Here is a 26,173-nt window from a genome sequence, read left to right as displayed (position 1 = left end):
CTTTTACCCATTTTTGTGACAGTGAGGCTTTCCCGGAGTGGGGGACGGCGCCATTACCGGCAGGTAACAATCCTCGCTATGAGTCTGGTCGGGCGAGGCGGGGAACTGCGTCGGATCGCCGCGCTCCTGGAGCGGGCGCGAGCCCTCTCCGGAGGCGGTGCGCTGCTGATCCATGGTGCGCCGGGGTCGGGCAAGACCGCGCTGCTGCGGACGCCCGCACCGGGGTTCCTGGTGCTCGAGGCGGCCGGGGTCGAGGCCGAGACCGATCTGCCGTTCGCCGCCGTGCAGCAGGTGCTGATGCCGCTCGCGGCCGACCTCGACCAGCTGCCGCCCGCGCAGGCCGCGGTGCTGCGCCGCGCGCTGGAGACCGGCGAGGACGTGCCGCGGTTCGCGCTCTGCGTCGCGGTGCTGAACCTGCTGGTGCTCGCCGGGCGCAGGCAGCCGGTGCTGGTGCGTGTCGACGACGTCGACGTGATCGACACGGCGTCGCGCGACGTGCTCGCGTTCGCGGCGCGGCGGGTGGCGTCGGCGAACGTGGTGGTGCTGGCGGCCGCGACCGACCCGGCCGGTGGAGCGGCGACCGGGCCGGTGCTGCCGGGGGTCGAGCGGCTGCCGCTGGTGGGCCTGGACGTCGCGGCCGGTGCGGAGCTGATCGCGTCGGCCGGGCTGAGCCCCGACGTGGCGATCGAACTGGTGCAGCTGTGCGCGGGCGCGCCGCTCGCGCTGCGTGAGGTGGCCGGGGCGCTCTCGGTCGAGCAGGCCCGGGGGCGGGCGCCGCTCCCGGTCGAGTTCCCGCGCGGCAGCCGCATCCGCCGCGCCTACGACACCCGGCTGCGCGCGTTGCCCGACGCCACCCGCGAGCTGCTGCTCCTCCTCGCCGCCGACCCGGAGGGCCTCGACCTGGACACCGTGTCCGAGCTCTCGGCCGAGGCGGTCGACGCGGCGGAGGCCTCGGGAATCGTCCACGTGGTGGACGGGCGGATGCGGTTCCGGACCCCGCTGGTCGCGGGCTCGGTCTACCGCGGGGTGTCGCCGGAGCGGCGGCGGGCCGTGCACCGGCGGATCGCCGGCGCGCTGGGTGGGTCCGTGCCCGAGCACCGGCTGCGCCGCCTCTGGCACCTGGCCGCGGCCGAACCCTCCGAGCCGCTCGCGCGGGAACTGGCCGACGTCGCCGAGGAGGTCCGCGACCGCGGCGACCACGCCGCCGCGTCCCTCGCCTCCGAGCGGGCCGCCGAGCTCAGCCCGAACGGCGCCGAGCTGCTGCTCGCCGCGGCCCGCGACGCCTGGCTCGCCGGGCGTCCGCACCGCGCCGGGGTGCTGCTCACGCGGTTGCGCCCGGCGCCGGCCGCGGTCACCACCGGCGGGCGACGCGACCTGCTCCGCGGCCAGATCGAGCTGCGTGCCGGGTCGCCGGCGGCCGCCCACGAGACGTTGCTCGGCGCGTCCGACCGCCTCGCGGCAGGCGACCGCACCGCCGCGGTCGTCGCGCTCCTGCACGCCGGTGAAGCGAGCTTCCTCACCGGCAACCTGCGGCGGTACGTCGACATCTCGCTGCGTGTCCTCGCGCTGCGCGAAGGCGGCGACCCCCCCGAGCGCGAGCTGATGTTCGAGTACGCCGCCGGGATGATGGCGCTGTTCCGCGGACGCCACGGCGAGGCCGTCCGACGCCTGCGCAACGTCGTCGACCTGGTGCCGCGCACCGACGACCCGACCGCGATGAACTGGGGGACGCTCGCGGCGCTGATGCTCGGCGAGGAGTCGCTGGCGCTCGGGCTCACCGAACGGTCCGGCGCCGTGGCCCGGGCCCGCGGCCAGCTCGCCCTGGTGCCGCGCACGCTGGAGCTGGCCACGTTCGCGCAGCTCTGGCTCGGGCGGTACAACGGCGCGCTGGCGTCGGCCCAGGAGGGCCTGCGGCTCGCCCAGGAGGCCGGCCTGGACAACTCGGTCGCGTTCCACCGCTCGTTGCTCGCGCTGTTCTCGATGTTCCAGGGCGACGACGACGCCGGCCTGCGTCACGCCCAGGCCGCCACCGCGATCGCGGCCGAGCGGGGCCTGGCGATGCCGCACTCGATGTCGTCCTGGGCGCTGGCGCACCGCGACCTGTCCGCCGGCCGGGCCGCCGACGCCGCCGGGCGGCTGCGCGCGGTCGCCACCGCCGGCGGCGGGCCGGGGTACGTCACCGGGCGCGTGCTCACCGCCCCGCACTTCGTCGAGGCCGCGGTGCGGTGCGGCGACCGGGCCGGCGCGGTCGAGGCCACCGAGCTGTTCGGCCGCTGGGCCACGAGCACCGGCAGCACCGCGGCCCGGGCGCTGCTCGCCCGCTGCCAGGCGCTCACCGCCACCGACCCGGACGACGCCGAGGACGCCTACCGGGAGGCGATCCGGCTGCACCAGCTCGGCGACTCGGACTTCGAGCACGCGCGTACCGAGCTGCTCTACGGACGCGAGCTGCGCCGGCGCCGGGGTCCGTCGGCGGCCAGGACCCCGCTGCGCTCCGCCCACGACACGTTCGACCGGCTCGGAGCCACGGCCTGGGTCGAGCAGAGCCGGGCCGAGCTGCGGGCGACCGGTGAGCCGGTCCGCCCGGTCGAGACCCGGCTGGAGGGTGCGCTCACCGCGCAGCAGCTCACGATCGCCCGGATCGTCGCCGAGGGCGCCACCAACCGCGAGGTGGCCGCGCAGCTCTATCTGAGCCCGCGGACCGTCGACCACCACATGCGCAACATCTTCGTGAAGCTCGGCGTGCGCTCCCGGGTCGAGCTGGTGCGGCTACTCACCGGATAATTCGGGCGATACCTACACCGGCGATATCGCCGATGCGGGTAAGTGCGCTGGTCACCGAGTATTTCGTCGTCGACGACGACGAAGGGGACGCCGGTGAACAGTGGACTGTCCGTGCAGGGCGTCGGCGTGCGGTTCGGCGGGCTGGTCGCGCTCGACGACGTCTCGGTCGAGGTCTCCCCGGGCTCGGTCGTCGGGGTGATCGGCCCGAACGGCGCCGGCAAGACCACGCTCTTCAACGTCGTGTGCGGCTTCGTCCGCCCCACCGCGGGCACGGTGCGCTGGGACGGTGAGCCGTTCCGTCCCCGCCCGGACCGCCTGGCCGCCGCCGGAATCTCACGTACGCTGCAGGGCCTCGGCCTGTTCGCCGGCCTCACCGTGCTGGAGAACGTGATGATCGGCGCGCACCGCCGGTCGCGGGCCGGGTTCGCCGCCGCGCTGTTCGGCCTTCCGCGCTCCGACCGCGACGAACGTCACCTGCGTGGTCTCGCCGGCGAAGCGCTCGAATCGCTGGGCATCGGCGCGGCCGCGGCCAGTCTCCCGGGTGCGCTCCCGTACGCGGTGCAGAAGAAGGTGGCGCTGGCCCGCGCGCTCGTCACCCGGCCCCGGCTGCTGCTGCTCGACGAACCCGCCGGTGGCCTCGGATCCGACGAGGTCGACGAGCTCGCCGAGCTGATCCGCTCGCTGTCCTGCGCGGTCCTGCTGGTCGAGCACCACATGGACCTCGTCATGTCGGTCTGCGACCGGATCGTCGTCCTCGACTTCGGCAAGCGGATCGCCGACGGGACACCGGCCGAGATCCAGGCCGACGACCGGGTCACCGAGGCCTACCTGGGGGTGGCGTCCTGATGGCGCCGCTGCTCGAGGTGGAGGACCTGAGCTGCGGCTACGGCCCGGTCCAGGTGCTGCGTGACGTCTCGCTGAGCGTCGAGCGCGGGGCGATCCTGGCGGTGCTGGGCGCGAACGGCGCGGGTAAGACCACGCTGCTGCGCACGCTCTCCGGCCTGATCCGCCCCACCGGCGGACGGATCGTCTTCGACGGCGCCGACGTGCGTGGCGTCGCGGTGGAGAAGCTCGTCCGGCGGGGGATCGCGCACGTGCCGGAAGGGCGCGGGGTGGTCGCCGAGCTGACCGTCGACGAGAACCTCCGCCTCGGTGGACTCTGGCGCCGCGACCGGCCGGACGCGCGGGCCGCGCTGGCCGAGGTGTACGAGCTGTTCGAGCCGCTGGCGCGGCGCCGGCGCAGCGTGGGACACCAGCTGTCCGGCGGAGAGCGGCAGATGCTCAGCGTCGGCCGGGCGCTGGTGGCACGGCCGTCCCTGCTGCTGCTCGACGAGCCGTCGCTCGGCCTGGCGCCGCGGGTGACCGCGCAGATCCTCGCGCTGCTGGCGCGGCGGTGCGCGGACACCGGTCTGAGCGTGCTGCTGGTCGAGCAGAACGTGCGGAGCGCGCTGTCGATCGCCGACCACGGCGTCGTGCTGTCGGTCGGCGAGGTCGTGATGTCCGCGCCCGCCGCCCGGCTGCAGGACGACGACGATCTCCGCCACGCCTACCTGGGGTTCTGATGGATCGTTTCCTCTTTCTGACGATGGACGGGGTCACCCGCGGAGCCATCTACGCGGCGTTCGCGCTCGCGCTGGTGCTGATCTGGCGCGGGACCCGGGTGGTGAACTTCGCACAGGGGGCGATGGCGGTCGCCACCGTCTACATCGCGTACTCGGTCTCCGGCGCGACCGGCTCCTACTGGCTGGGGTTCGCCGCGGCGCTCGTCGGTGCCGCGCTGCTCGGTGCGGTGATCGAGCTGGTCGTGGCCCGGCGGGTGCACGACGCGCCACCGCTGAACGCGATCGTGGTGGCGATCGGTCTGGTGCTGCTGATGCAGGCGGTGCTGGGAATGATCTACACGAACGAGTACCTGGCGTTCCCGGCGCCGTTCAGCCAGAACGCGGTGTTCGCCGGGGTCTCCCCGTACGACGTCTTCGTCTTCGGCGTCGTCGGTGTTCTTTTGGCCGTCCTGACCTGGCTGTTCACCCGGACCCCGCTGGGATTGCGGATGCGGGCGTCGGCGTTCGCGCCCGAGGTGTCCCGCCTGCTCGGCGTCGACGTCGCGCTGATGCGGACGCTCGGCTGGGTGCTGGCCGCGGTCGTCGGGTCGCTGGCCGCGCTGCTCGTCGTCCCCACCGAACTGGGGCTGCACCCGACCGCGATGGACGACGTGTTCGTGGCCGCGTTCACGGCCGCGGTGGTGGGTGGGCTGGACAGCCCGGCCGGTGCGGTGCTGGGCGGGCTGATCGTCGGCGTGCTGCTGTCCTACGTCGGCGGTTACGTCCGCAGCGACGCCACCCCACTGGCCGTGCTGGGGCTGTTGGTGGTGGTGCTGCTGGTCCGGCCGGGCGGCTTGTTCGCGGTTCCTTCGGCGAGGCGGGTGTGAGCGGGATGGCGAACTCCACGGACACGGCCAGGGTCACCTCGGTGCCTCCGCGTACCCGGGCCGCGACCGTGCGGCGCGGCAACACGCTGCTACGTCACGTGCTGATCGCGACCGTGGTCGGGGTGGTCGTGGTGATCGCGACCTACCAGATCGAGCCGTTCCGCAACTACCAGTTGGCGACGATCGGCGCGTACCTGTGCGTGCTGCCGGGCCTGATCCTGCTGACCGGATTCACCGGCCAGATCTCGCTCGGGCACGGCGCGCTGATGGCCGCCGGCGCGTACACGGTGGCGTTGACGCCGGGCCTCCCGTTCCTGCTCTCGCTGCTCGCCGGGGTGCTGGTGGCCACCGTGCTCGGCGCCGTGATCGGCGTCGCCGCCGCCCGCCTGCACGGCCCCTACCTGGCCGGGGCGACGCTCGCGGTCGCGGTCGCCGTCCCCGCCGTGACCACCACGTTCGACGGCCTGTTCGGCGGCGACGCCGGGCTCACGTTCGCGGTCTCGCCGGCTCCGGCGTCGCTGGGCGCGTACTTCCCGTTCGAACGCTGGCAGGCGTGGATCACGCTGCTCGGGGCCGCGGTGGTGCTCCTGCTGCTGGCGAACCTCGTCCGGAGCCGGTTCGGCCGGACCCTGCGTGCCGTCCGCGACGACGAGGTGGCCGCGTCGCTCGCCGGGATCCACGTCGGACGGGTGCGCGTGCTGGCCTTCGTGCTCTCGGCCGCGGGCGCCGGCCTGGGCGGCGGGATGTTCGCGCTGCTCGCGCAGAGCGTCTCGCCGGGCGCGTACGGGCTGACGCTCTCGCTCAACCTGATGCTCGCGATCGTGCTCGGCGGGCTGGGCGGCCTCCGGGGTGCGGTGTGGGGCGCGATCGTGCTGGTCGCGCTGCAGCCGCTTGCCGACTGGGCCACCCGCGGTCTCGACGCCGACCCGGCGTTGCAGCAACGCCTGGAGGGCACGCTTCCGCTCGCGATCTTCGGCCTGGCCCTGATCGTCGTGATGACGACGGCGCCGGGCGGTCTCGACGCGCTCGTCAGCCGCGCCCTCCGCCGCCTGCGTGGCGGCGCGTGACGCCGCTGTCCCACCCCCATCCCAGAGAGAGGTCGACAATGCCTCGACGACTACGGCGCGGTGTCGCCGTCACCGCCGCGCTGGCGCTCGTACTGACCGGCGCGGCCTGTGCCGAGAACTCGCCGGGCGGGAACGGCGCCGCCGTGCCCGGCGTCACCGACTCCACGATCCTCGTCGGCACGCACCAGCCGCTCACCGGACGGGCCGCCGCGGGCTACTCGAAGATCTCCGCCGCCACCAAGGCGTACTTCGACTACGTCAACGAGAAGGGCGGCGTGAACGGCCGCAAGATCGAGTACAAGGTCGTCGACGACGCCTACAACCCGGCGAAGACGCAGGAGGTCGTGCGTCAGCTCGTCCTGCAGGACAAGGTCTTCGCGATCCTCAACGGGCTCGGCACCCCCACGCACGGCGGGGTGCTCGACTTCCTGAAGACCAACAAGGTGCCCGACCTGTTCGTCTCGTCCGGCAGCGCGCTGTTCAACCAGCCGTCGAAGTACCCGTCGACGTTCGGGTTCAACGTGGACTACGTGACCGAGTCGAAGGTGCTGGCGAACTACGTCAAGAAGACGTTCCCCGGGCGGAAGGTCTGCTTCTTCGGCCAGAACGACGACTTCGGTGCCGACGCTCTGAAGGGCGTGGAGACCGTGCTCGGGCCGGTGGCCGCGAAGCAGAACTACGTCCCGACGAACACCAACGTCGCACCGCAGGTGGGGGCGTTGAAGGCGGCCGGGTGCCAGGTCAACGTGCTCGCGACGATCACCCCGTTCACCGCGCTCACGCTGGGGACCGCCGCGAAGCTCGGCTACCGGGCCCAGTGGGTCGGCAGCAGCGTCGGCGGCGACTTCGTCGGGCTGTCCGCGCTGCTCGGCAAGCCGGCGCCGCTCCTGCTCGAGGGTTACGTGACCTCGGGGTACCTGCCCAGCCCGCTGGACGAGGCGAACCCCTGGACGAAGCTGTTCAAGGACGTCAACGCCAAGTACAACGGCAACACCGCGTTCGAGGTCAACACGCTCTTCGGCATGGCGGTCGGCTACACGTTCGTGCAGGCACTGCAGGCGGCGGGCAAGGACCTCACGCGCGAGGGCCTGCTCTCGGCGATCGAGAAGGGTGGGTTCGAGGGTCCGTCGCTGGTGCCGATGCGGTACTCGAAGGACGACCACTCCGGGTTCAGCGGCACCCAGATCTCGGTGATCAAGGGTGGTAAGCAGGCGCTCGTCGACACCCCGTACGTCACCGACACGGGGAGTGGGCCGGTCGAGCCCTACACCGGCACGCCGGCGGCTCCGCCGGCGAGCGGTATCCCGTCCGCCTGAGCGGTGTTTTCTTGACGCCCGGCCCGATCCGGGCCGGGCGTCCGCGGTCGCCCGGGGCCTGGTGGGCCGGGTGTCTGCTGGTGCCCGGGGCCTACTTGGGCCGGGCGTCGTAGGTGGCCTGGGCCTCGGCGACCTGGGGGACCCGGGCTTCGAGCAGTTGGACGAGCGCGAACAGCTGCTCGGAGATCTCGGTGCCGAGCGGCGTCAGCGTGTACTCGACCCGCGCCGGGATCGTCGCCAGCACCTCGCGGTGCACGAGCCCGTCGCGCTCGAGCGTCTGCAGGGTCTGGGCGAGCATCTTCTCGCTCACCCCGTCGACCCGGCGGCGCAGCGCGTTGAAGCGGTAGGCGCCCTCGCGCAGCGCGACCAGCGCGAGCACACCCCACTTGCCGGTGATGCTCTCCAGCGTCTTCCGCGACGTGCAGCCACGCGCGAACACGTCCGCGACCAGCTCGTGCATGTCGTCGTCCACACCGCGAGTGTACTCACTCGCAGTTTGCACTTTCGAAAAGTTAGTACAAGCTAGGGGTGATCGATTGGTTCGTCAGAGGAGAACGTCGTGATCACCGTCACCGCCGCAACCGGCCACCTCGGCCGTCTGGTCATCGCCGAGCTGCTCGACCGGGGCGTCCCGGCGAGTGAGATCACCGCCGCCGTACGGACCCCCTCGAAAGCCGCCGACCTCGGCGTCCGCGTGGTCGAGGCCGACTACGACCGCCCCGAGACCCTGGCCCCGGCCTTCGCCGGCACCGACAAACTGCTGTTCATCTCCGGTGACACGCTCGAACAGCACACGAACGTGGTCGACGCCGCCCGCGCGGCCGGCGTCGGGCTGATCGTGTACACCAGCGGCCTGCGCGCCGACACCAGCAGCCTCACGCTGATGTCGGGCAAGCACGCGCCGACCGAGCAGGCGATCGCCGCGTCGGGCATCCCGTCCGTGTTCCTGCGTAACGGCTGGTACCTGGAGAACCACACCGGTCAGATCGAGCAGTTCCTCGCGACCGGCGCGATCCTCGGCGCCGCCGGCGACGGCCGGGTGTCCAGCGCCACCCGGGCCGACCTGGCCGCCGCCGCGGCCGCGGTGCTCGTCGACCCGACCCCGGGCTCGACCTACGAGCTGGGTGGCGACGAGGCGTTCACGCTCGCGGAGCTCGCGGCCGAGATCAGCCGCCAGAGCGGCCGGACGGTCGTCTACAAGAACCTGGCGGAGGCCGAGTACGCGGAGACGCTCACCGGGTTCGGCGTCCCCGCGCCGTTCGCCGCGGTGCTCGCCAACGCCGACCACGGCCTGTCGATCGGCGACCTGTTCGTCGACAGCGGTGACCTGCACCGCCTCATCGGCCGCGCCCCGACCACCCTCTCCGAGGCCGTCGCGGCCGCGCTGAAATCGGCGTGACACTTCCGCCGGGCAGATGATGGAGTGGCGGTGTGCGTTCTGATGCCGCCACTCCGACCGTCCGGATCCTGGAGACGCCGGAGGAGGTCGAAGCCGCGTTCGAGGTGTTCCGGATCGCGCTCGTGGGGCTGCCGCCGCTCCCGGGCCGGGCCACCGAGATCAGCGAACCGGGCCGCACGTTCGGCGGTTACCTCGACGGCGAGCTGGTGGGCACGGCCGCGTCCTACACCACCCACGTCGTCGTGCCGGGCGGCGCGCGGCTGCCGCACGCCGCGGTGACCCGGGTCGGCGTCCTGCCGACCCACACCCGCCGCGGGGTGGCGCGCGCCCTGATGAACGCCCAGCTGTCCGACGCCCGGCAGCGGGGCGTGGCGATCGCGACGCTCCGAGCCGCCGAAGGTGGCATCTACGAGCGGTACGGCTACGGGGTGGCCGGGCGCCTCGAGGTCGCCGCGGTGGCGTCCCGCCGGGCGGTGCTGCGCCCCGGCGTGGCCGGGGGTGAGGTCGTGCGGCTCGCCCGCCCCGCCGACGCCTGGACGCTGCAACGGGAGATCTACGAGCGGATCGACCCGTCCTGGACGGGCGCGATCTCCCGGACCGGCGAGTGGTGGACGGTCCGGCGGCTACGGGTGCTCGACGCGAAGCAGCCGTCCATGGTGGCCGTGTGCGGGCCGCCCGGCGCCGAGACCGGATACGTCAGGTACCACCCGGCCGGCGACGAGGAGTCGGTAGTCGTCGACGACCTCGTCACGGCCGACGGGACCGCGCGGGCCTCGCTGCTGCGTTACCTGTTCTCGATCGACCTGGTCGAGACCGTGAAGTTCGACGGGCTCGCGCTGGACGACCCGCTACGCGTCATGCTCGTCGACGAACGGCCGGTACGGAGCGAGTCGATCGAGGACGAGATCTGGCTCCGCCTCGTCGACGTGGGTGCGGCACTGGCCGCGCGGACGTATCGGGGCTCCGGCGAGGTCGTGGTGGGCGTCGTGGACGAGGTCGTGGCGCCGAACGCGGGGTCGTACTGGATCGGCGCGCCCGGCGCGAAGCCCACGACCGCGGAGCCCCAGCTCACGGTGGATGTCGCCGCGCTCGGAGCGGTGTATCTCGGGGGGACGAGCTGGCGTCAACTCGCCGCGGCGGGCCGTGTGACCGGCGATCTGTCGCTGGTACCGACCGCCGACGATCTCTTCGCGACGGCGACCGCCCCGTTCTGCGGCACGTTCTTCTGAATCGGGTCCAGCGCGGCCACGGAACGGGGCCAGCTCGTGGTCGGGAGAGCCACCCGCGCCAAGCCCCCGGGCACGCCGAGCGCCACCCCGGGCGCCTTCGTGACATAGCCGCGGCCCCCGCCCGACGCACACGCACCGAGCCTGGCGGCGCGCCCGGCCGGACGACGCCCGACCACCGTCAATCACCGAGAAACGCCGTGCGGAACCGCGTCAGCTCCTCGTCGGGGAAGCCGTGAGCGAGAAGCCACCCCGCCCCACCCCCGAACACCGTCGTCAGCTGGTCGAGGAACTCGGCCATCGTCTCCGCGCGGGCACGCCGGGATTCGTCGGGCAGATCACGGCTCACCGTCGGCAGGGGTCCGCCGGACGCTTCGAGCCGGCGCACGACACGCTCGAAGACCGCGCCCATGTTCGCGTCGGTCAGCGCGTAATCGGCCGCGATCTCCTCGGGGCGCACGCCCACCGCGTCGAGGAGGAGCGCGACGAGGGTGCCGGTGCGGTCCTTGCCGGCCGCGCAGTGCACGAGCGCGGGGTGGTTGCCGGGGTCGGCGAGCAACCGCGCGGCGGCGACCACCCGCTCGGCGCCCGAACCCAGGTAGCCCAGGTAGTGGCCGGACAGGTTGCCGCGCATGATCTCCGGCACGACCTGGCCGACCCCGGGGTCGCTGCTCATCCAGTGGTTGGCGTAGGCGAGACCGGCGCGCTCGAGCGGGCCGGGACCGTCGCGCTCCACCTCTTCGCGCGAGCGCAGATCCACCACGTGCCGCAGCCCCCGGTCGTCGACCAGCGCGCGCACGTCGTCGGGGGTGAGTTCGGACGGTGAGTCCGAGCGGTACAGCCGGCCGAACCGGGTGCGGCGCCCGTCGGCGGTACGCAGACCACCGAGGTCGCGGACGTTGCTCGCGCCCTCCAACGTGACGACGCGCTCCGCCATCGGTGCCCCTCTCGCCCGCACGACCGGGTCAACCGTACGACTGGGGGTGTGCACGGTGGTGCCGTTCCTCCGTTCAGAGCAATGTTGATCACTCAACGGACACCTCGACCAGATTTCTGGGTCAAACGACCGAGTTGATCGTCGCTCTGAGCCGAGGGTCTCGTTAAGCCAGGAGAGAGGGTCGAGATCCAGGGGGAAAACGCCATGGAGAACCGCGAAACCACGGTGTTGGTGGAATTGGTCAGATCAGCCTCCGGAAAGGACGACCGCGCGCGAGTGACACGCCGTCGCCCGGTGCCGGGGCGCCAGGCGGTCGTGGACGCCGCCGAACTGGACGCCGCGACCGCGGTCGGTGTGCCGGGGGGTGACCTCCGATGGCTGGTGCGGCTGGTGCCCGCCCTGCTCGTCGCGATGGCGCCGGGCCGTTGACGGTCCAGAGCGGTGGCGTGATGAGCGGTGGTGACGATCGGCGCCGGACGGACGGGTGGGGGACCCGTCCCGGTGACGAGCTGGATGCGGGGCTGACGCTCGAGGAGTTGGCCGCGGAGCGGGCCGCGGCCCGGGAAACCCTCCGCCGGCTGCACGTTCCGGCCGGCGGAGTGTGTGACTGGTGCGGCCAGTCGTTCCCGTGTCCGGATTCCCAGAGCTGATAGTCCATTAGGCCAACAGTTCGCGGATGTGCGGGCTTGTCCGGAACTGGTATGGCGTAATACCCGCATGTTGAGACGAACTGCTCTGGGCCTGGTGCTCGTGGGCGGTGTGCTCGTGAGCGCACCCGCGCAGGCCGCGACCGCAACACGGATCCACGACGTGCAGGGAACCGCCCACGTCTCGCCGCTGCGCGGCACCGTGGTGAGTGTTCCGGGCGTCGTCACCGCGAAGGCGTCCAACGGCTTCTACCTGCAGGACCCGCGGCCGGACCGGGATCAGCGCACGTCCGAGGCGATCCTGGTGTTCACCGGCACGGCGCCGACCGTCGCGGTCGGCGACGCGGTCACCGTCGAGGGCACCGTCACCGAGTTCCGGCCGGGCGGTGCCGACGGCACCGCCAACCTGACGACCACCGAGCTGACGACGCCGACCGTCACCGTCACCTCCGCCGGCAACCCGCTGCCCGCGCCGACCGTGCTCGGTGCCGGTGGCCGGCGCCCCCCGACGACCGTGATCGACGACGACGCGAAGGGCGACGTCGAGGCCGGCGGGAAATTCGACCCGGCCACCGACGGCATCGACTTCTACGAGTCGCTGGAGTCGATGCGGGTTCGGGTCGGCGGCGCGGTGGCGGTGGGCCCCACGAACTCGTTCAACGAACTGCCGGTGCTGGGCGACCGGGGCCGCGGCGCCGGCCCGCGGAGCGTCCGGGGCGGAATCGTGGTGCGGCCGGACGACGCGAACCCGGAACGGATCATCCTCGACGACGGGCTCGGCTTCGCGCCGCCGAAAGCCGACGTCGGTGCCACCGCGGCCCGGCCCGCGGAGGGCGTGGTGAGCTACGGCTTCGGCAACTTCAAGGTGATCCTGACCGCGGCCGTGTCCTTCACCGGCACGAAAGCCCCCGAGACGACCCGCGCCGACTCCGCGGCCGAGGTCTCGGTGGCCACGTTCAACGTCGAGAACCTGGACCCGAACGACCCACCGGCGAAGTTCGCCCGGCTGGCGTCGATCATCGTCGGGAACCTGCGCGCGCCCGACATCCTGGCCCTGGAGGAGGTACAGGACAACACCGGGGCCACCAACGACGGAACGGTGGCCGCCGACCGCACGTACGGGGCGCTGATCGCGGCGATCACGGCCGCCGGTGGCCCGGCCTACGCGTACCGCCAGATCGACCCGGTGAACAACGCCGACGGTGGTGAGCCGGGCGGCAACATCCGGGTGGGGTTCCTGTACGCGGCGAGCCGGGGCGTGTCGTTCGCGAGCGCACCGGCCGGCGACGCGGCCACGCCGGTCGCGGTGACGAGCGCCGGGCACCTGTCGCTCAACCCGGGCCGGATCGCCCCGGCCGACACCGCCTGGGCCGACAGCCGCAAGCCGCTGGCCGGCGAGTTCGTGTTCCGCGGCCGGTCGGTCTTCGTGATCGCGAACCACTTCGTCTCCAAGGGGGGCGACCAGCCGCTGTTCGGCCGGTTCCAGCCCCCGGCGCAGTCGTCGGCGGCCAAGCGCGGCCGGCAGGCGGCGCTGGTGAACACGTTCGTGAAGCAGTTGCTGGCGAAGGATCCGCAGGCCCGCATCGCGGTCGTCGGGGACCTCAACGACTTCGAGTTCTCCCCGACGGTGAAGACGCTGGCCGGCTCGCAACTGGTGGACCTGCCGGCGACCCTGCCGGTGGCCGAGCGGTACACCTACGTCTTCGACGGCAACTCGCAGGTGCTCGACCACATCCTGCTCAGCCGCGCGGCGGCGCGGGCGTACTCCTACGACGTCGTGCACGTCAACGCCGAGTACGCCGATCAGGCCAGCGACCACGACCCGCAGCTGGTGCGGTTGACGGTCAGCTGACGGCGAGCACGAACGCACCGAGCTCCTCCAGACGTCGCAGGAACGGCCCGGCGGGGAAAGCCTCCGCCGGGCTGTGGACGCCGGTCTTCGGCCCGCGGTGGTGGTCCGACGCGAGGTCGAGCGCGGCCTCCACCGACGCCACCGCGCCCGCCCACCAGATGTCGTGACCGGTGACGTGGGCGGTGCGGTGAACGCCGCCCGCGACCACCTCGGCCGCCACCGTGAACGCGGTCGCGGCGCGCTCGGTGTCGTCGACGTGTTCGGACGTGAAGACCTGCGGCTCGGTGAACGTCGTCGCGGTCAGCAGCACCTCGACCTCGGCGGTGGGGACGTGCCGCGGGATCGTCACGGCGTCGCCGGTGGGGAACGGGCCGATCATCATCCGCGGACCGAGCGGAGCGGGGAAGACGTAGGTCGTGGTGTACATCGGCAGCGGGCCGACCCGCTGGGCACCCTCGGTGAACGTGATCCGCTCGACCTCGTTGATCAGCAGATCGGCGGTGCGGCGAGCGCCGGTGGTCATCCGCCAGCCGCTCACCGCGTAGCCGACCGTGACCTTCTCGACGTTCTCCAGGCCGTCCGCGGCGAGCGCGGCCAGCAGGTCACCGAGGCCGCCGTAGAAGCTCATCCCGGGCACGATCTGCACCCCGGCCCCGGCGTAGGACCCGAACAGGTCCTGGACGTGGTGCACCTCGACGGCGTGGTCGATGTAGTGGGTGCCGACGTCGATGGCCGCGGCGACGACCGGCGGGCCGGTGAGCGCGTACGGCCCGGCGCAGTGGATGAGCACCGGCGCGCTGGCGGCCAGCGCGCGTAACGCCTCCGGGTCGTCGAGCGCGGCCGGCCGGACCGTCACCCGATCACCTTCGCCCAGATCGGTGGCGAACTCGATCAGGCCGGCGGCGTCCCGCCCGCCCAGGACGACCGGATGACCGCGAGCCAGCAGTTCGGTGGCCACCACCCGGCCGGTGTGGCCGGTGGCGCCGTACACGGCGATCGGTACCGCAGACATGGGCGCTCCCCGTTGTTTTCGAACGCGTGTTCGAAGTTACGCTACGCCAATCGAACGCCTTCAGGTAGTCACCGTTCACCTCGCTGGGGATAGCCGTCGTATCCTGTCCGGACGTCTCAGGTCGGGGCCGATTCGGACGACTCCAGATGACGAGGGGCCGCCCCCGGCGCCCGGAGCCGGAGGAGATCAGCCATGGCCGAGCGCCCCGGGGCGGTAGTCGTCGCCCGGGCCGTCCGCTGGGTCTGCGCGCTGCTCGGCACCGCGCTCGTCGTCCACCTCGGCTGGGTCTGGACGGGGCACGGCGAGCGCTCGCCCCTGCACCTCTGGTCGTCCTGGGCCCTGATCGAGATCATCCTGCTGACCAGCGCCGTTCTGGTCGGCCTGCGCTGCGTCCTGATGCCGTCCCAGCGCGTGGCCTGGGCGCTGATCGCCGCGGTCGCGGCCTTCAACGGGGCCGGGTACGTCGTCTGGGACCGGCTTCTCTCCTCCGGTGACCCGCTCCCGTCGTTCTCGCTCGCCGACGCGTTCTGGCTGCCCCCGCTACCGCTGCTGGGCCTCGCCGTCTGGCTGCTGTCCCGGCCGCTCGTCGGTGGCGTCGGGGCGGTCCGGGTCTGGGACGCCGTCGTCGCGGGGACGCTGGGTGCGGCCGTGATGGCGCTGGTGCTCGGCCGCTCGGTGCTGAACTGGACCGGCGTGTCGCCGCTGGACGCGATCGTGACGCTCGGGTACCCGGCGCTGACCATGGTGCTGGTCGGGATGATCGGTTCGATCGCGGCGCTGGCCGGCTGGCGCCTGGACAACCGCTGGCGGCTGCTCTCGGCGACCGTTCTCGTGTTCGCCGTCGCCAACGGCCTGGTCAGCCGCGTGCTCGCGGACGGGGGTGCGGACGTCGAGCGGGTGGACCAGCTCGCCGGCGTGATCGGCCTGCTGCTCGCGGCGTCGGCCTGGCAGCGCTCCCGGCGGATGGCCGACCGCCCGATCGACCTGCGGACACTGCTCGCTCCGCTGCTGTGCGCCGGGTCGGCGGTGATCGTGCTCGTCGTCGGCGCGCTCACCGAGCAGCCGCCGGTGGCCGAAATACTGGCGGCCTTCTGCGTGCTGGCGGCGCTGGCGCGCGTCGGTTTCGGCGTCCGCGCGCTGCTCGACGCGGGCGAACAGCACCGGCTGGCGATCACCGACGAGCTCACCGGTCTCTACAACCGGCGCGGGTTCCTCCGCGGCGTCGAGGAGGCGCTGGCCGCTGACACCCGTCGCACGCACGCGATCCTGCTGCTGGACCTCGACCGGTTCAAGGAGGTCAACGACGGCCTCGGGCACCAGGTCGGCGACCAGCTCCTGGCGGCGCTCGCCCCCCGGCTGGCCGGCGCGCTCGAGTCGGACGACCTGCTGGCGCGCCTCGGGGGCGACGAGTTCGCCGTGCTCACCGCGCACGGTGCGGTCGAGCAGCTCGCCGAGAGTCTGCTGGCCGCGGTGCGCAGCCCGCTCCCGGTCGGCGGCATCGTGGTGCCGACCGACGTCAGCATCGGCATCGCGGTCGAGGGGGACGCGCCGGTCGGCCGCACCGTCGGCGAGCGCACGCTCGAGCTGCTGCGCTGCGCGGACACCGCGATGTACCGCGCGAAGACCGAGCGGCGCGGCTGGGTGCGCTACGACTCGCTCGGCCCCGACCGGCAGCGCGACTCGCTGGAGCGGGCGTCCGAGCTGCGGGCGATGCTGACCGGCACGACGTCCGGGGTGGCGCCGCACGGAGCGCTCGAGCTGCACTACCAGGCGCTGGTGGCCACCGACGTGACCGCGCCGCCCCGCGTGGAGGCGTTGGTGCGCTGGCATCACCCGCTGCACGGGACGATCGCGCCGGACCAGTTCCTCGGGCTCGCCGAGCGCACCGGGCTGACGCCGTTCCTCACCCGGCGGGTCATAGACCTGGCGCTGAACCAGGCCGCCCGGTGGTGGCGGGCGGGTTCGACCGTGCAGGTCTCGGTGAACCTCGCCGCCTCCGACCTGCTCCACCCGGCCCTCGTCGAGGAGATCCTGGACGGACTGTCCAGGCGGGGCCTGCCACCCTCCGCGCTGACCGTGGAGATCACCGAGCAGGTCGCGATCGGCGACCTGGACACCGGCCGGGACGTCCTCGCGGCGCTGCGCCGGGCCGGCGTCGGCGTCGCGATCGACGACTTCGGCACCGGCTATTCGGCGCTGTCGTACCTGCAGCGGCTGCCGGCCACCGAACTCAAGCTCGACCGGTCGCTGACCGCGAAGCTCGACGACCCGGCCGCGGCCGCGATCGCCCGCGCCTGCATCGACCTCGCGCACACGCTGGGGCTGGAGGTCGTCGCCGAGGGCGTGGAGACCCAGGAACAGTCGCAGGCGCTGGTGGCCGCGGGCGCCGACCGTCTGCAGGGGTGGTTGTTCGGCAAACCCCAGCCCGGCGGCCCGAGGCCTCCCGCGACCACGTTCCCGCTGGTGTCCGTGCTCTGAGTTCCGTCGCCCTTCGTTCACCGGACTCCGGTAATACTGTCGGGGGTATGGCAGAACGACTCGTGAGTGTCTGGCAGCCCTACTTCCTCGCCTCCAAGGATCGGGACGCCGTTCTCGAGACCGCCGTCGAACTCGAAGAGCTGGGATACACCCGGATCTGGTTCTCGGCCGGTTTCCGGGACGGCGTTCCGCCCCGTTTCCGGGAGCTTCTCGACGGGACGAAGCGGATCGGCATCGCCCCCGGAATCCTCAGCATCTGGCACTCGGACCCGGCCGACGTCGCCGGCTTCGTCGCCGACGCCGAACGGGACCACCCCGGCCGGTTCCTGCTCGGGCTCGGGACGAGCCACGCGGTGGTCGTCGACAACGACGACCGGCAGTACCGGAAGCCCTACTCCAAGATGGTCGAGTACCTGGACGCGCTGGACGCCGCCGGAGTCGCCCCCGAACAGCGCGTCCTCGCCGCGCTCGGGCCGCGCATGCTCGAGCTCTCCCGCGACCGGTCGCGCGGAGCGCACCCGTACTTCATCCCGGTCGAACACACCGCGGAGGCCCGTGCGGCGCTCGGGCCCGGAGCGCTGCTCGCGCCCGAGGTGGCGGTCGTCCTCGAAGCCGACGCCGAGCGAGCGCGCGCCGTCGCGAGGGAGTACACGGCGGGCTATCTGACGCTGCCGAACTACACCCAGAACCTGCTGCGCTTCGGCTGGACCGAGGCGGACTTCGCCGACGGGGGCAGCGACCGGCTGGTCGACGCGCTGATCCCGTGGGGCACACCCGAGCAGGTCGTGGCCGGGCTGGAGAAGCACTACGAAGCCGGTGCCGACGAGGTGACGATCCAGGTGCTCGGCGTCGATCGCCCCGAGTTCCCGCGGGAGGCGTTCCGCACCCTGGCGGCCGCGCTGCTCTGACGCCGGTGGATCGGTGAAGTCGCCGGTGTTCGCCGAACACCGGCGATTTTGTCGGTGGGTCGGTCCAGACTGTGGTCCGGAGGTGGTCGACTTGACCCGCACGGCGTACCGCACCTGCCCGCTCTGCGAAGCCGTCTGCGGCCTCGAGATCACGCTCGAGGGCCGGGACGTCGTCCGCGTCCGGGGCGATCGGGACGACGTGTTCAGCCGCGGCTTCCTCTGTCCGAAGGGCGCGACGCTCGGCGAGCTCGACCAGGACCCCGATCGCCTCACCGGGCCGCTCGTCCGGCGCGGCGGCGTGCTGGAGCCCGCCACCTGGGCCGAGGCGTTCGCGGCCGTCGAGGAGGGGCTCGGCCGGGTCGCGTCCGCGTACGGGCGCGACGCCGTGGCGCTCTACGTCGGCAACCCCAGCGCGCACACGCTCGGCGGTCAGCTCTACCTCCCGGCGCTGCGCAAGGCGCTGGGAACGACGAACGTCTACACCGCCGCCAGCGTCGACCAGCTGCCCAAGCACGTCTCGGCCGGGCTGATGTTCGGTGACCCCACCGCGATCCCGGTGCCCGATCTCGACCGTACCGACTACCTGCTGATGCTCGGCGCGAACCCGCTGGAATCCAACGGCAGCCTCTGCACCGCGCCTGATTTCCCCGGCCGGCTCAAGGCACTGAAGGCACGCGGCGGCCGGCTCGTCGTCGTCGACCCCCGCCGCACCCGCACCGCGGCCCTCGCCGACCGGCACCTGTTCATCCGGCCCGGCACCGATCCCTACCTCCTGCTCGGCATCGTGCACACGCTCTTCGACGAGGAGCTGACCACTGCCGACGACCGGTTCGCCGGCGTCGACGAGCTCCGCGCGCTCGCGAAGGAGTTCCCGCCGGCCGCGGTCGCCGGGGTGTGCGGCGTCCGGGCCGAGGAGATCGCGACGCTCGCCCGCGAGCTCGCCGCGGCGTCCACCGCGGTCGTCTACGGCCGCGTCGGCACGTCCACGGCCGAGTTCGGCACCCTGACGAGCTGGCTCGTCGACGTCGTCACCGCGTTGACCGGCAACCTCGACCGGCCGGGCGGAGGCATGTTCGGGATGCCGCCGCACGGGCGCACCCGGTGGCGCAAGCCGTTCCGCACCGGTCGCTGGCACAGCCGGGTCCGGCACCTGCCGGAGGTGATCGGCGAGCTCCCGGTGGCCACGCTGGCCGACGAGATCCGCACGCCCGGCGAGGGCCAGGTCCGCGCGCTGGTCACGGTGGCCGGCAACCCGGTGCTGTCCACCCCCGACGGTCCGGGGCTCGACCGGGCGATCGCGACGCTCGACTTCCTGGTCAGCGTCGACCCGTACCTGAACGCGACCACGCGCCACGCGGACGTCGTCCTCCCGCCCGCGCGCATCCTCGAGTCCGGCCACTACGACGTCGCGCTGCTCGGCTTCGCGGTGCGGCGGGTCGCCCGGTACTCCCCACCCGTCCTCGAGCGCGCCGCCGACCGTCCGAACGAGTCGGAGATCCTCGCCCGGCTCGCGCTGATCGCCGCCGGCCAGGGTGCCGACGCCGACCCGGCCCAGCTCGACGAGGGCCTGATCGGCGGAGCGCTGGCCCGCGCGGTCGCGGACCCCTCGTCCCCGGTGCACGGTCGTGATCCGGTCGCGCTGGCCGCCGAGCTCACCGGTGCCGACGGCACCGAACGTCGTCTCGACCTGATGCTGCGCCTCGGCTCGTTCGGCGACGCGTTCGGCGCCCGCCCCGGTGGGTTGTCACTGCGGGCCCTGCTGGACGCCCCGCACGGCCTCGACCTGGGCCCGCTGGAGCCGGCCCTGGACGCCGTGCTGGCCACCGCGTCGGGCCGGGTGGAGCTCGCGCCGGCGCCGATCGTCGCCGACGTGGCGCGGCTGCGGTCCGGCCTCGACGCCCGGCGCGACGGGTTCGTGCTGGTCGGCCGCCGCAACCTGCGGACGAACAACAGCTGGTCGCACAACGTCAGCGGGCTGGCCGGGGGGTCCAACCGGTGCACCCTGCAGATGAATCCCGACGACGCCGCCCGGCTCGGCCTCGAACCCGGTCAGCCGGTGCGGGTGAGCTCCCGGGTCGGCGCGGTGACCACGGTGCTGGAGCCGAGCGCGTCGATCATGCCCGGTGTGGTCAGCCTGCCCCACGGCTTCGGTCACGGCCTGCCGGGCACGAGGCTGCGGGTCGCCGCGCAGACCGAGGGGGTCAACGCGAACGCGCTCACCGACCCGACGCACCTGGACGCCCTGAGCGGAACCGCCGTGCTCAACGGCTTCACCGTGGAGGTGGGCTACCCCACGTGAACGCGGTTGCGGCCCGCGTGCTTGGCCAGGTAGAGGCACCGGTCCGCCCGCCGGAGCAGTGTGCTGACCAGCGCGTCCGCGCTGGGATCGCCCTCCAGGTCGCCGTCGCGCAGATAGGTGACCCCGAGGCTGATCGTCACCGGAACCGGCCCGGCGCTGGTGGGCACCGGCTCGTCGGCCACCGCGGCACGCAGTTCGTCGGCCACCCGCGCGGCCTCCACCGCTCCGGCGCGCAGCGTCAGCACGAACTCCTCGCCGCCGTACCGCCCGAGCAGCCCGAGCCCACGGCCGTTCTTGCGTAGCCGGGCCGCCACGACCTGGATCACCTCGTCGCCGACCTGGTGTCCGTGCTCGTCGTTGACCCGCTTGAAGTGGTCGATGTCGATCATCATCGCCGCGACCGGCCAGCTCGCCGCACCGTCCCGGCGGCTGACCTCGACGTCCTGCACGGCCAGCTCGAAGAAGTGCCGCCGGTTGGCCACCCCGGTCAGTCCGTCGATCGTCGCGAGCCGCCGTACCTCGGCGAACAGCCGCGCGTTCTCGTAGGCCACCATGCCCTGGCCCACCAGCGCACCGGCGATCTCGGCCACGCCGTCGTCGTAGTCGTTCTCCGCGCCGGTCGCGAACAGCAGCACGCCCAGGTGTTCACCCCGGGCGACCAACGGCAGCGCCAGCCAGCAGCGTGCGTCCGGCAGCGCGTCGGTGACCAGGCGGGGCGCGTCCACCCGGCTGATCACCGGCTCGTCGGCCGCGAGCAGCCGGGCGAGCCGCCCGTCGGCGTCCATCGCCACCGGGTGCGAACCGGTCGGCACCCCGAGCCCCGAGTCGTCGGCGCCCGGCTCGTCGGCGTCGGCCACGGCGGCGAACACCGCGGCCAGGTCGTCGGTGCGGTGGTGGCGTCCGGTCCGCGTCGCGGCGCGCACCCAGATCAGTGGCGGCGCGGCGGTGGGCTGCACCAGCCAGGCGCTGTCGCCGCCGACGACTCCGAACACGACGGTCAGCAACCGGCGCAGCACCTGCTCCGGCGTCGGCTCCAGGATGCCGGTGATCGCGGCGAGCGCGTCGCGCAGCGTCTCGGCCAGATCGCGCTGGCGGTGCGCGGCCGAGACCGCGACCTCCAGCTGCGCGGCCCGCGCGGTCTCCAGCGCGACCGCGACGTGGGTGGTGATCGCGCTCAGCACCCCGACGTCGTCGGCGGTGAAGATGCCTTTCGCGACCCGGCTGTCGAGGTACACGACGCCGAGCAGCCGGGGTTCGAGCAGGATCGGCGCGACCATGATGCTGCGCAGCCCGTGCAGGACGACGCTCTCCGCGCCCAGCGCGGCGCCCTCCTCGGTTCCGGTGACCACGAGCGCGGTCCGCGTCTGCCAGGCCCGCTCGACGAGCGTCGCGCTGTAGCCGGTGAGCGTGCCGAGGTCGGTTCCGGCGGCGTCGCGTCCACCGTGCGGGCGCAGCTGCCCGGCGTCGTCGACCAGGAACAGGAACGCGCGTTCGGCACCGAGGATGCGGATCGTCTCGTCCAGCGCGATCGCCGCCACCTGCGACGGGTGCAGCACCCGCGACGCGGCCAGCCCGACCTGCTGGATCGCGTCGAGCCGCTGCCGGTACAGGCTGACCGCGACGCCCTCGCTCGACCGCGCCTGGGTGAGGCTCAGCCGGCCGGTGTCCTCGAGGTCGAACTCGGCCGCGACCTGCCGGGCCCGGTGCGGCCAGCGCTGCCCCGCGGCGAGCGTGAGCGCGTAGCGGGCCTGCCGCTCGCTCTCCCCGTCGACGCCCTGCCACCGCAACGCCCGGGCCCGCAGCCGGGCCGCCTCGAACGCCACCAGCGGCGCGTCGACCGCGCGGATCGCCGGCTCGGCCGCGTTGAGCGCGCGCAGCGCCCCGTCGGCGCGTCCCTCGGCGAGCAGCAGCGCCGCCCGCACGACCCGGTAGTGCGCGCGCAGCAGCGCGGTGTTGGCCACCAGCCGGAGCACCCGGACGGCGGCCCGGGCGCGCGCGAGGCGCTCCGGGTCGGGCGCCGCCCGCAGCTGCTCGACCCGCCCGTAGGCCTGGTAGACGAACAGCCCGCGCTGGATCGGGATCAGGCACCACCACGGCACCCCGGTGTCGGCGAGGTCGGCGGCGGCCCGGTCGAACGCGGGACCGCAGTCGCCCTGCTCCACCTCGGCGAGCATCGCCGCGTAGCTGACGTCGACGCGTTCCCACCGGGTGCCGGTACCGCCGGCGCGGACCCGTTCGAGCTGGGCCGCGGCCTCGGCGGGGCGCCCCTGCAACGCCAGCAACCCGACGTGACACGCGTGCACGGTGGTGCTCAGCGCACCGGCCCCGTCGCTGGCCTCGACGAGCGCCTGCCGCCGGGCGAACACGTCCTCGGCGCCGGTGACGTCGCCGCGCAGCAGCGTGTCCCAGCACAGCACCGACAGCAGGTCGATGCGGCGACCGGCGTCGAGCCACCGGGCCCGCCCGGCCAGCACCTCGCGGATCCGCTCGCCCTGGTCGAGGCCGAAGAAGTGGCGGTCGAGCGCCTCCAGCCAATCGACGAACGCGATCAGCTGCGGGTCACCGACCCACGCGGCGGTGCGGTGCGCGCGCCGGGTCAGCCACCGCCCGACCGGGCGCAGCCCGGCCACGAACGCCAGGTGCGCGGCGGCGACGCTCATCCGGGCGCTCTCCTGGCCCCGGCCGATCCGCGCGGTGAGGAACACTCCGCGCAGCGTGAACGCGAGCGCGACCGTCGGACGCAGCTGCCGGGCGTACGCCAGCGCCCCGATGTCGTAGAGCTCGGTCAGCAACCCGTACAGCTCGCGTTGCCGGCCGCGCGCGCCGCCGTACCCGATCCGCACCACGCTCATCAGGCAACCCAGCAGCGCCGTACCGACGGCCGACGCCACCAGCACGAACGGGTTCTCCGGCAGCGGGTGGTCGAGTACCGCGAGCGCCTCGTCGACCGCGCTCACCTGCCGATCGGTGGCCCACGTGCTGTCGTGGACCTGCGCGGCCAGCGCGAGCACCCGGGCCCGCTCGAGCGGGTCGGCGGCACGTCGCTGCGCGATCTCGAGCGTCCCCAGCGCCTCCCGGAAGCGACCGGTGCGGTGCTGGGCGCGGCCGAGCGTCAGGAGGAACGCGGCGTCGGGGATGAGACCGGCGCGCGCCGCGGCCGACGCGGCCGCTTCGAGAAAACCCACCGCCTCGTCCGGTGCGTGTTCGGTGAGGGCCAGCCGGCCCGCCACGGCACAGGCTTCGAAGAGGTCGACGTCGGGCGAGCCGTCGTCGGCGAGCTGACGGTGCCGCGCCCGGGCGTAGACGGTGGCCGGCACGGACTGGTCCTGACCGGCGAGCACATCGGCGATCCGGGCGTGGACGCCGCGCAGCGCCGCCGGGTCGAACTGGGCCAGCAGGGCCTCGCGGATGCGGTCGTGCAGGAACTGGAAGTTGTCGCCGTCGCGGCGTTCCAGCAGGTGCCGCCAGGCCGCCGCGCTGGCGACCTCGATCGCGCGACGGCGGGCGATGCGCCCGACCTCGGCGACCAGACCCGGATCGAAGTGCGGGCCGAGCGCCGCCGCGATGCCCAGCAGCTGCCGGCTCTCCTCGTCCAGCCCGCGCAGCCGGTCGAGGACGAGCTCGACGGCGTCCAGCGGCAGCTCGACGTCGTGCAGCAGGTCGGGGTCGATCTGCCAGGTTCCCCAGGACGGGCGGGCCAGCCCGGCGTCGACGATCGCGGTGAGGAACTGCAGCAGCGTGAACGGGTTGCCGTCGCTCCGTGCGGCCAGCGCGGTCGCGGTGGGGGAGTCGATCCGGATGCCGCTGGTCATGCCGAAGACGAGCTCGGCGATGGCCGCCGGGGCCAGCGGTTCGAGCCGGACCGTGAGGTCCAGCGCGGGCCCGAGCGCGTTGCGCACGGTGGCCAGCTCGGCGGCGTGGCCGGGGTCGTCGCGGCAGGTGGCCAGCACGAGGACGGGGGCGTCCGGCAGTTCGTCGGCCAGCCGGCGCAGCACCCGGCCGGTCGCGTCGTCCATCCAGTGCAGGTCGTCCAGGTGCAGGACCAGACCGCCGGCCGAGCGCGCCAGCGCGGCCAGGAACCCGGCCACCGCTCCGGAGAGCGGCTGGTCCCGTTCGTCGGCGAGCGGGGGAGCGGCGTCGAGGAGCGTCCCGAGCGCGGGGGACAGGCCGTGCAGCAGCGCGGCGGCCGGGCCCGCGGCCGCGGTGAGGTCGACGGCGGCGGCGACCCGACGGGCCGGGGGCAGCGCGCGCACGGTGGCGACGTAGTCGTCGAGCGCGGCCCGTAACGGGGCGAGCGGGAGCGAGGCGTCCGGGTCGCACTTGCCGGAGAGCACCAGCCCGCGGTTCGCGGTGACCGCGCCGGTGAGCTCGGCCGTGATCCGGCTCTTGCCGCTGCCCGGCGGGCCGGTGACCAGCACGGCCCCGCCCGCCTGCGGGCTGCCCGCCGCGGTGTCCCGGAGTCGTTGCCGCTGGTCCGCGGCGTGGAGCCGGAAATCGTGGTCCGCGGTGGGGCTGCGGAGGTCGTGGTTCGGGGTGCGGCTGCCGCCGGTCGCGGCGTCGCGGACGCGTTGCCAGCGGGCGGCCAGCGCGCCGAGCTCGGCGTCGCGGCCGACCAGCGGGCTCTCCGACTTCACCACGACCGGCTGGTCGTCGGTGCCGAGCGTGAACCGGTCCGCCCCGGACGCGATCCGCCGCAGGTCGGCGACCAGGCCCGCGCCGCTCTGGTACCGGTCGTCGGGGTCCTTGGCCAGCAGCCGGAGGATCACCGCGCCGAGCGCCGACGGCAGGTCGCGGCGCGTCACCAGCGGATCCGGCGGCGGCACCGTCGCGTGCATCCGCAGCAGCGCGCCGACGTCGTCGGACGCGAACGGCGGGGCGCCGGTGGCGCACTCGAACAGGACGGCGCCCAGCGCGTAGAGGTCGGCTCGGCCGTCGACCGGCCGGTGCAGCATGCCGGACTGCTCGGGAGCGCAGTAGAGCATCGTGCCCGCGACCGTGCCGTCCGGTGGCGCGCCCAGCCGCGAGGCCATGCCGAAGTCGATCAGGCGGGCCTGCGGCGCGACGTGCCCGACGCCGTTGCGGACCAGGATGTTCTCCGGCTTGATGTCACGGTGCACCAGCCCGGCGCGGTGGGCGGCGGCCAGCGCGTCGGCGACGTCGACACCGATCGCCAGCAGCGTGCCGACGTCGAGCGGGCCGTCGGCGAGCACCTGCGGCAGCCGGTCGCCCTCGACCAGGTCCATGACCAGGTAGGGACGCCCGTCGGCGGTGCCGACCTCGTGCACCCGTGCGAGACCGGGATGCGCGATGCAGGCGAGCAGCGCGGCCTCGCGCCGGAACGCCCGCTCGCCCGCGTCGTTCGCGTCCGCGTCCGGGTCGGCGGCCGCGGGTGGGCGCTCGCGGGCGATCTTCATCGCGTAGACGCCGTCTCCCCGGCGGACCCGGTAGGCGACCGTGCGGCTCCCACGGCCGAGTTCCCCGAGGATCTCGTAGCCGGCCGAGGCCTGGGTGGCCTTCGCGGCGGCGGCCGCGCGCGTGTCGGGTTCGCGGATCTCCACGATCGGGACGCCACCGGTGGGCGCCTCGAGCGAGGGCCGGGGCGCCGGCACCGGTTCCCGGGGCACGGTGAGGGTCGGTGCGTCCGCCTCGTCCGGCGTCGCAGCGATCGCACGCAGGCGGTCCAACCCCAGAAGGACGCCCGCGTCGTCGTGGCGGTCGAGCGACACCCGCGCTCCCGATAGCTCGCTGTTGGCGCTCGGAGCGTACCGACTCGGTCGCGATCGTGGAGTTACAGACGAGGAAGTTGCCCCTGTTTCTATT

Annotated in this window: 17 protein-coding genes; 13 read left to right on the top strand and 4 right to left on the bottom strand. The window is 73.6% G+C overall.

Annotation, left to right across the window (positions count from 1 at the left end; genetic code table 11):
• The first annotated feature begins 78 nt into the window (after positions 1 to 78).
• The 6 genes from CRYAR_RS30445 to CRYAR_RS30420 all read left to right on the top strand — a co-directional run bounded on the left by CRYAR_RS30445 (position 79) and on the right by CRYAR_RS30420 (position 7,595).
• Positions 79 to 2,784 carry a helix-turn-helix transcriptional regulator gene (locus CRYAR_RS30445; RefSeq protein ID WP_035856745.1) on the top strand — a complete coding sequence of 902 codons (2,706 nt, stop codon included), beginning with the start codon at positions 79 to 81 and terminating at the stop codon, positions 2,782 to 2,784.
• A 93-nt stretch (positions 2,785 to 2,877) separates the two neighbouring features.
• Positions 2,878 to 3,630, top strand: a complete 753-nt coding sequence (locus CRYAR_RS30440) for an ABC transporter ATP-binding protein (protein WP_035856744.1) — start codon at positions 2,878 to 2,880, stop codon at positions 3,628 to 3,630.
• Positions 3,630 to 4,346: an ABC transporter ATP-binding protein gene (locus tag CRYAR_RS30435; protein ID WP_035856743.1), complete on the top strand. Its 717-nt coding sequence runs from the start codon at positions 3,630 to 3,632 to the stop codon at positions 4,344 to 4,346. Before CRYAR_RS30440 ends, CRYAR_RS30435 begins: the two co-directional genes overlap by 1 nt.
• Positions 4,346 to 5,212, top strand: a complete 867-nt coding sequence (locus CRYAR_RS30430; protein WP_035856742.1) for a branched-chain amino acid ABC transporter permease — start codon at positions 4,346 to 4,348, stop codon at positions 5,210 to 5,212. The genes CRYAR_RS30435 and CRYAR_RS30430 overlap by 1 nt, the downstream gene beginning before the upstream one ends.
• 5 nt (positions 5,213 to 5,217) lie before the next feature.
• A complete protein-coding gene (locus CRYAR_RS30425; protein WP_035856741.1) occupies positions 5,218 to 6,279 on the top strand; it encodes a branched-chain amino acid ABC transporter permease in 1,062 nt (353 codons plus the stop codon).
• A 38-nt stretch (positions 6,280 to 6,317) separates the two neighbouring features.
• A complete protein-coding gene (locus CRYAR_RS30420) occupies positions 6,318 to 7,595 on the top strand; it encodes an ABC transporter substrate-binding protein (protein WP_035856740.1) in 1,278 nt (425 codons plus the stop codon).
• Positions 7,596 to 7,686: 91 nt separating this feature from the next.
• Here CRYAR_RS30420 and CRYAR_RS30415 read toward each other — a convergent pair whose 3' ends face one another.
• The gene (locus CRYAR_RS30415) at positions 7,687 to 8,055 is read right to left on the bottom strand and encodes a winged helix-turn-helix transcriptional regulator (protein WP_051572258.1); all 369 of its coding nucleotides are present in this window, start codon (positions 8,053 to 8,055) and stop codon (positions 7,687 to 7,689) included.
• 99 nt (positions 8,056 to 8,154) lie between these two features.
• Here CRYAR_RS30415 and CRYAR_RS30410 point away from each other — a divergent pair, with 99 nt between their 5' ends.
• Positions 8,155 to 8,994: an SDR family oxidoreductase gene (locus CRYAR_RS30410; RefSeq protein ID WP_035856738.1), complete on the top strand. Its 840-nt coding sequence runs from the start codon at positions 8,155 to 8,157 to the stop codon at positions 8,992 to 8,994.
• Between the two features lie 32 nt (positions 8,995 to 9,026).
• Positions 9,027 to 10,223 (top strand): GNAT family N-acetyltransferase, encoded by a 1,197-nt coding sequence (locus CRYAR_RS30405; protein WP_035856737.1) that lies wholly within the window; start codon positions 9,027 to 9,029, stop codon positions 10,221 to 10,223.
• Between the two features lie 178 nt (positions 10,224 to 10,401).
• On the opposite strand, the gene CRYAR_RS30400 is transcribed toward CRYAR_RS30405, so the two are convergent.
• The gene (locus CRYAR_RS30400) at positions 10,402 to 11,157 is read right to left on the bottom strand and encodes a tyrosine-protein phosphatase (protein ID WP_035856736.1); all 756 of its coding nucleotides are present in this window, start codon (positions 11,155 to 11,157) and stop codon (positions 10,402 to 10,404) included.
• A gap of 276 nt (positions 11,158 to 11,433) precedes the next feature.
• Between CRYAR_RS30400 and CRYAR_RS47630 the strand changes: the two genes are divergently transcribed.
• Entirely contained in the window at positions 11,434 to 11,586 is a 153-nt protein-coding gene (locus tag CRYAR_RS47630; protein ID WP_157018181.1) for a hypothetical protein, read from the top strand.
• 288 nt (positions 11,587 to 11,874) lie between these two features.
• A complete protein-coding gene (locus CRYAR_RS30390) occupies positions 11,875 to 13,656 on the top strand; it encodes an endonuclease/exonuclease/phosphatase family protein (protein ID WP_051571137.1) in 1,782 nt (593 codons plus the stop codon).
• Here CRYAR_RS30390 and CRYAR_RS30385 read toward each other — a convergent pair.
• Entirely contained in the window at positions 13,649 to 14,668 is a 1,020-nt protein-coding gene (locus tag CRYAR_RS30385) for a saccharopine dehydrogenase NADP-binding domain-containing protein (RefSeq protein ID WP_035856734.1), read from the bottom strand. The two genes, CRYAR_RS30390 and CRYAR_RS30385, sit on opposite strands and share 8 nt — an antisense overlap.
• A 192-nt stretch (positions 14,669 to 14,860) precedes the next feature.
• Between CRYAR_RS30385 and CRYAR_RS30380 the strand changes: the two genes are divergently transcribed.
• The 3 genes from CRYAR_RS30380 to CRYAR_RS30370 all read left to right on the top strand — a co-directional run bounded on the left by CRYAR_RS30380 (position 14,861) and on the right by CRYAR_RS30370 (position 20,353).
• Positions 14,861 to 17,146, top strand: coding sequence for a putative bifunctional diguanylate cyclase/phosphodiesterase (locus tag CRYAR_RS30380; protein WP_051571136.1), 2,286 nt, complete (start codon positions 14,861 to 14,863; stop codon positions 17,144 to 17,146).
• A gap of 47 nt (positions 17,147 to 17,193) precedes the next feature.
• Positions 17,194 to 18,054 carry a TIGR03620 family F420-dependent LLM class oxidoreductase gene (locus CRYAR_RS30375; protein WP_051571135.1) on the top strand — a complete coding sequence of 287 codons (861 nt, stop codon included), beginning with the start codon at positions 17,194 to 17,196 and terminating at the stop codon, positions 18,052 to 18,054.
• A gap of 91 nt (positions 18,055 to 18,145) precedes the next feature.
• Positions 18,146 to 20,353 carry a molybdopterin-dependent oxidoreductase gene (locus CRYAR_RS30370; RefSeq protein WP_035868169.1) on the top strand — a complete coding sequence of 736 codons (2,208 nt, stop codon included), beginning with the start codon at positions 18,146 to 18,148 and terminating at the stop codon, positions 20,351 to 20,353.
• On the opposite strand, the gene CRYAR_RS30365 is transcribed toward CRYAR_RS30370, so the two are convergent.
• The gene (locus CRYAR_RS30365) at positions 20,341 to 26,079 is read right to left on the bottom strand and encodes a diguanylate cyclase (RefSeq protein ID WP_035856732.1); all 5,739 of its coding nucleotides are present in this window, start codon (positions 26,077 to 26,079) and stop codon (positions 20,341 to 20,343) included. The two genes, CRYAR_RS30370 and CRYAR_RS30365, sit on opposite strands and share 13 nt — an antisense overlap.
• Positions 26,080 to 26,173 lie beyond the last annotated feature (94 nt).

The sequence above is a fragment of the Cryptosporangium arvum DSM 44712 genome (genome assembly GCF_000585375.1).
GTDB classification, from domain to species: Bacteria; Actinomycetota; Actinomycetes; order Mycobacteriales; family Cryptosporangiaceae; genus Cryptosporangium; species Cryptosporangium arvum.
Note: the sequence above shows the minus strand (reverse complement) of the source record. Positions and strands in the feature narration are given on the sequence as shown.

What these genes read in the sequence shown, in the direction of transcription:
- CRYAR_RS30420 (WP_035856740.1), top strand. Translation starts at nt 6,318, where the DNA reads ATGCCTCGACGACTACGGCGCGGTGTCGCCGTCACCGCCGCGCTGGCG.
- CRYAR_RS30415 (WP_051572258.1), bottom strand. Translation starts at nt 8,055, where the DNA reads ATGCACGAGCTGGTCGCGGACGTGTTCGCGCGTGGCTGCACGTCGCGG.
- CRYAR_RS30380 (WP_051571136.1), top strand. Translation starts at nt 14,861, where the DNA reads ATGGCCGAGCGCCCCGGGGCGGTAGTCGTCGCCCGGGCCGTCCGCTGG.
- CRYAR_RS30385 (WP_035856734.1), bottom strand. Translation starts at nt 14,668, where the DNA reads ATGTCTGCGGTACCGATCGCCGTGTACGGCGCCACCGGCCACACCGGC.
- CRYAR_RS30375 (WP_051571135.1), top strand. Translation starts at nt 17,194, where the DNA reads ATGGCAGAACGACTCGTGAGTGTCTGGCAGCCCTACTTCCTCGCCTCC.
- CRYAR_RS30390 (WP_051571137.1), top strand. Translation starts at nt 11,875, where the DNA reads ATGTTGAGACGAACTGCTCTGGGCCTGGTGCTCGTGGGCGGTGTGCTC.
- CRYAR_RS30430 (WP_035856742.1), top strand. Translation starts at nt 4,346, where the DNA reads ATGGATCGTTTCCTCTTTCTGACGATGGACGGGGTCACCCGCGGAGCC.
- CRYAR_RS30435 (WP_035856743.1), top strand. Translation starts at nt 3,630, where the DNA reads ATGGCGCCGCTGCTCGAGGTGGAGGACCTGAGCTGCGGCTACGGCCCG.
- CRYAR_RS30425 (WP_035856741.1), top strand. Translation starts at nt 5,218, where the DNA reads ATGGCGAACTCCACGGACACGGCCAGGGTCACCTCGGTGCCTCCGCGT.
- CRYAR_RS30445 (WP_035856745.1), top strand. Translation starts at nt 79, where the DNA reads ATGAGTCTGGTCGGGCGAGGCGGGGAACTGCGTCGGATCGCCGCGCTC.
- CRYAR_RS30400 (WP_035856736.1), bottom strand. Translation starts at nt 11,157, where the DNA reads ATGGCGGAGCGCGTCGTCACGTTGGAGGGCGCGAGCAACGTCCGCGAC.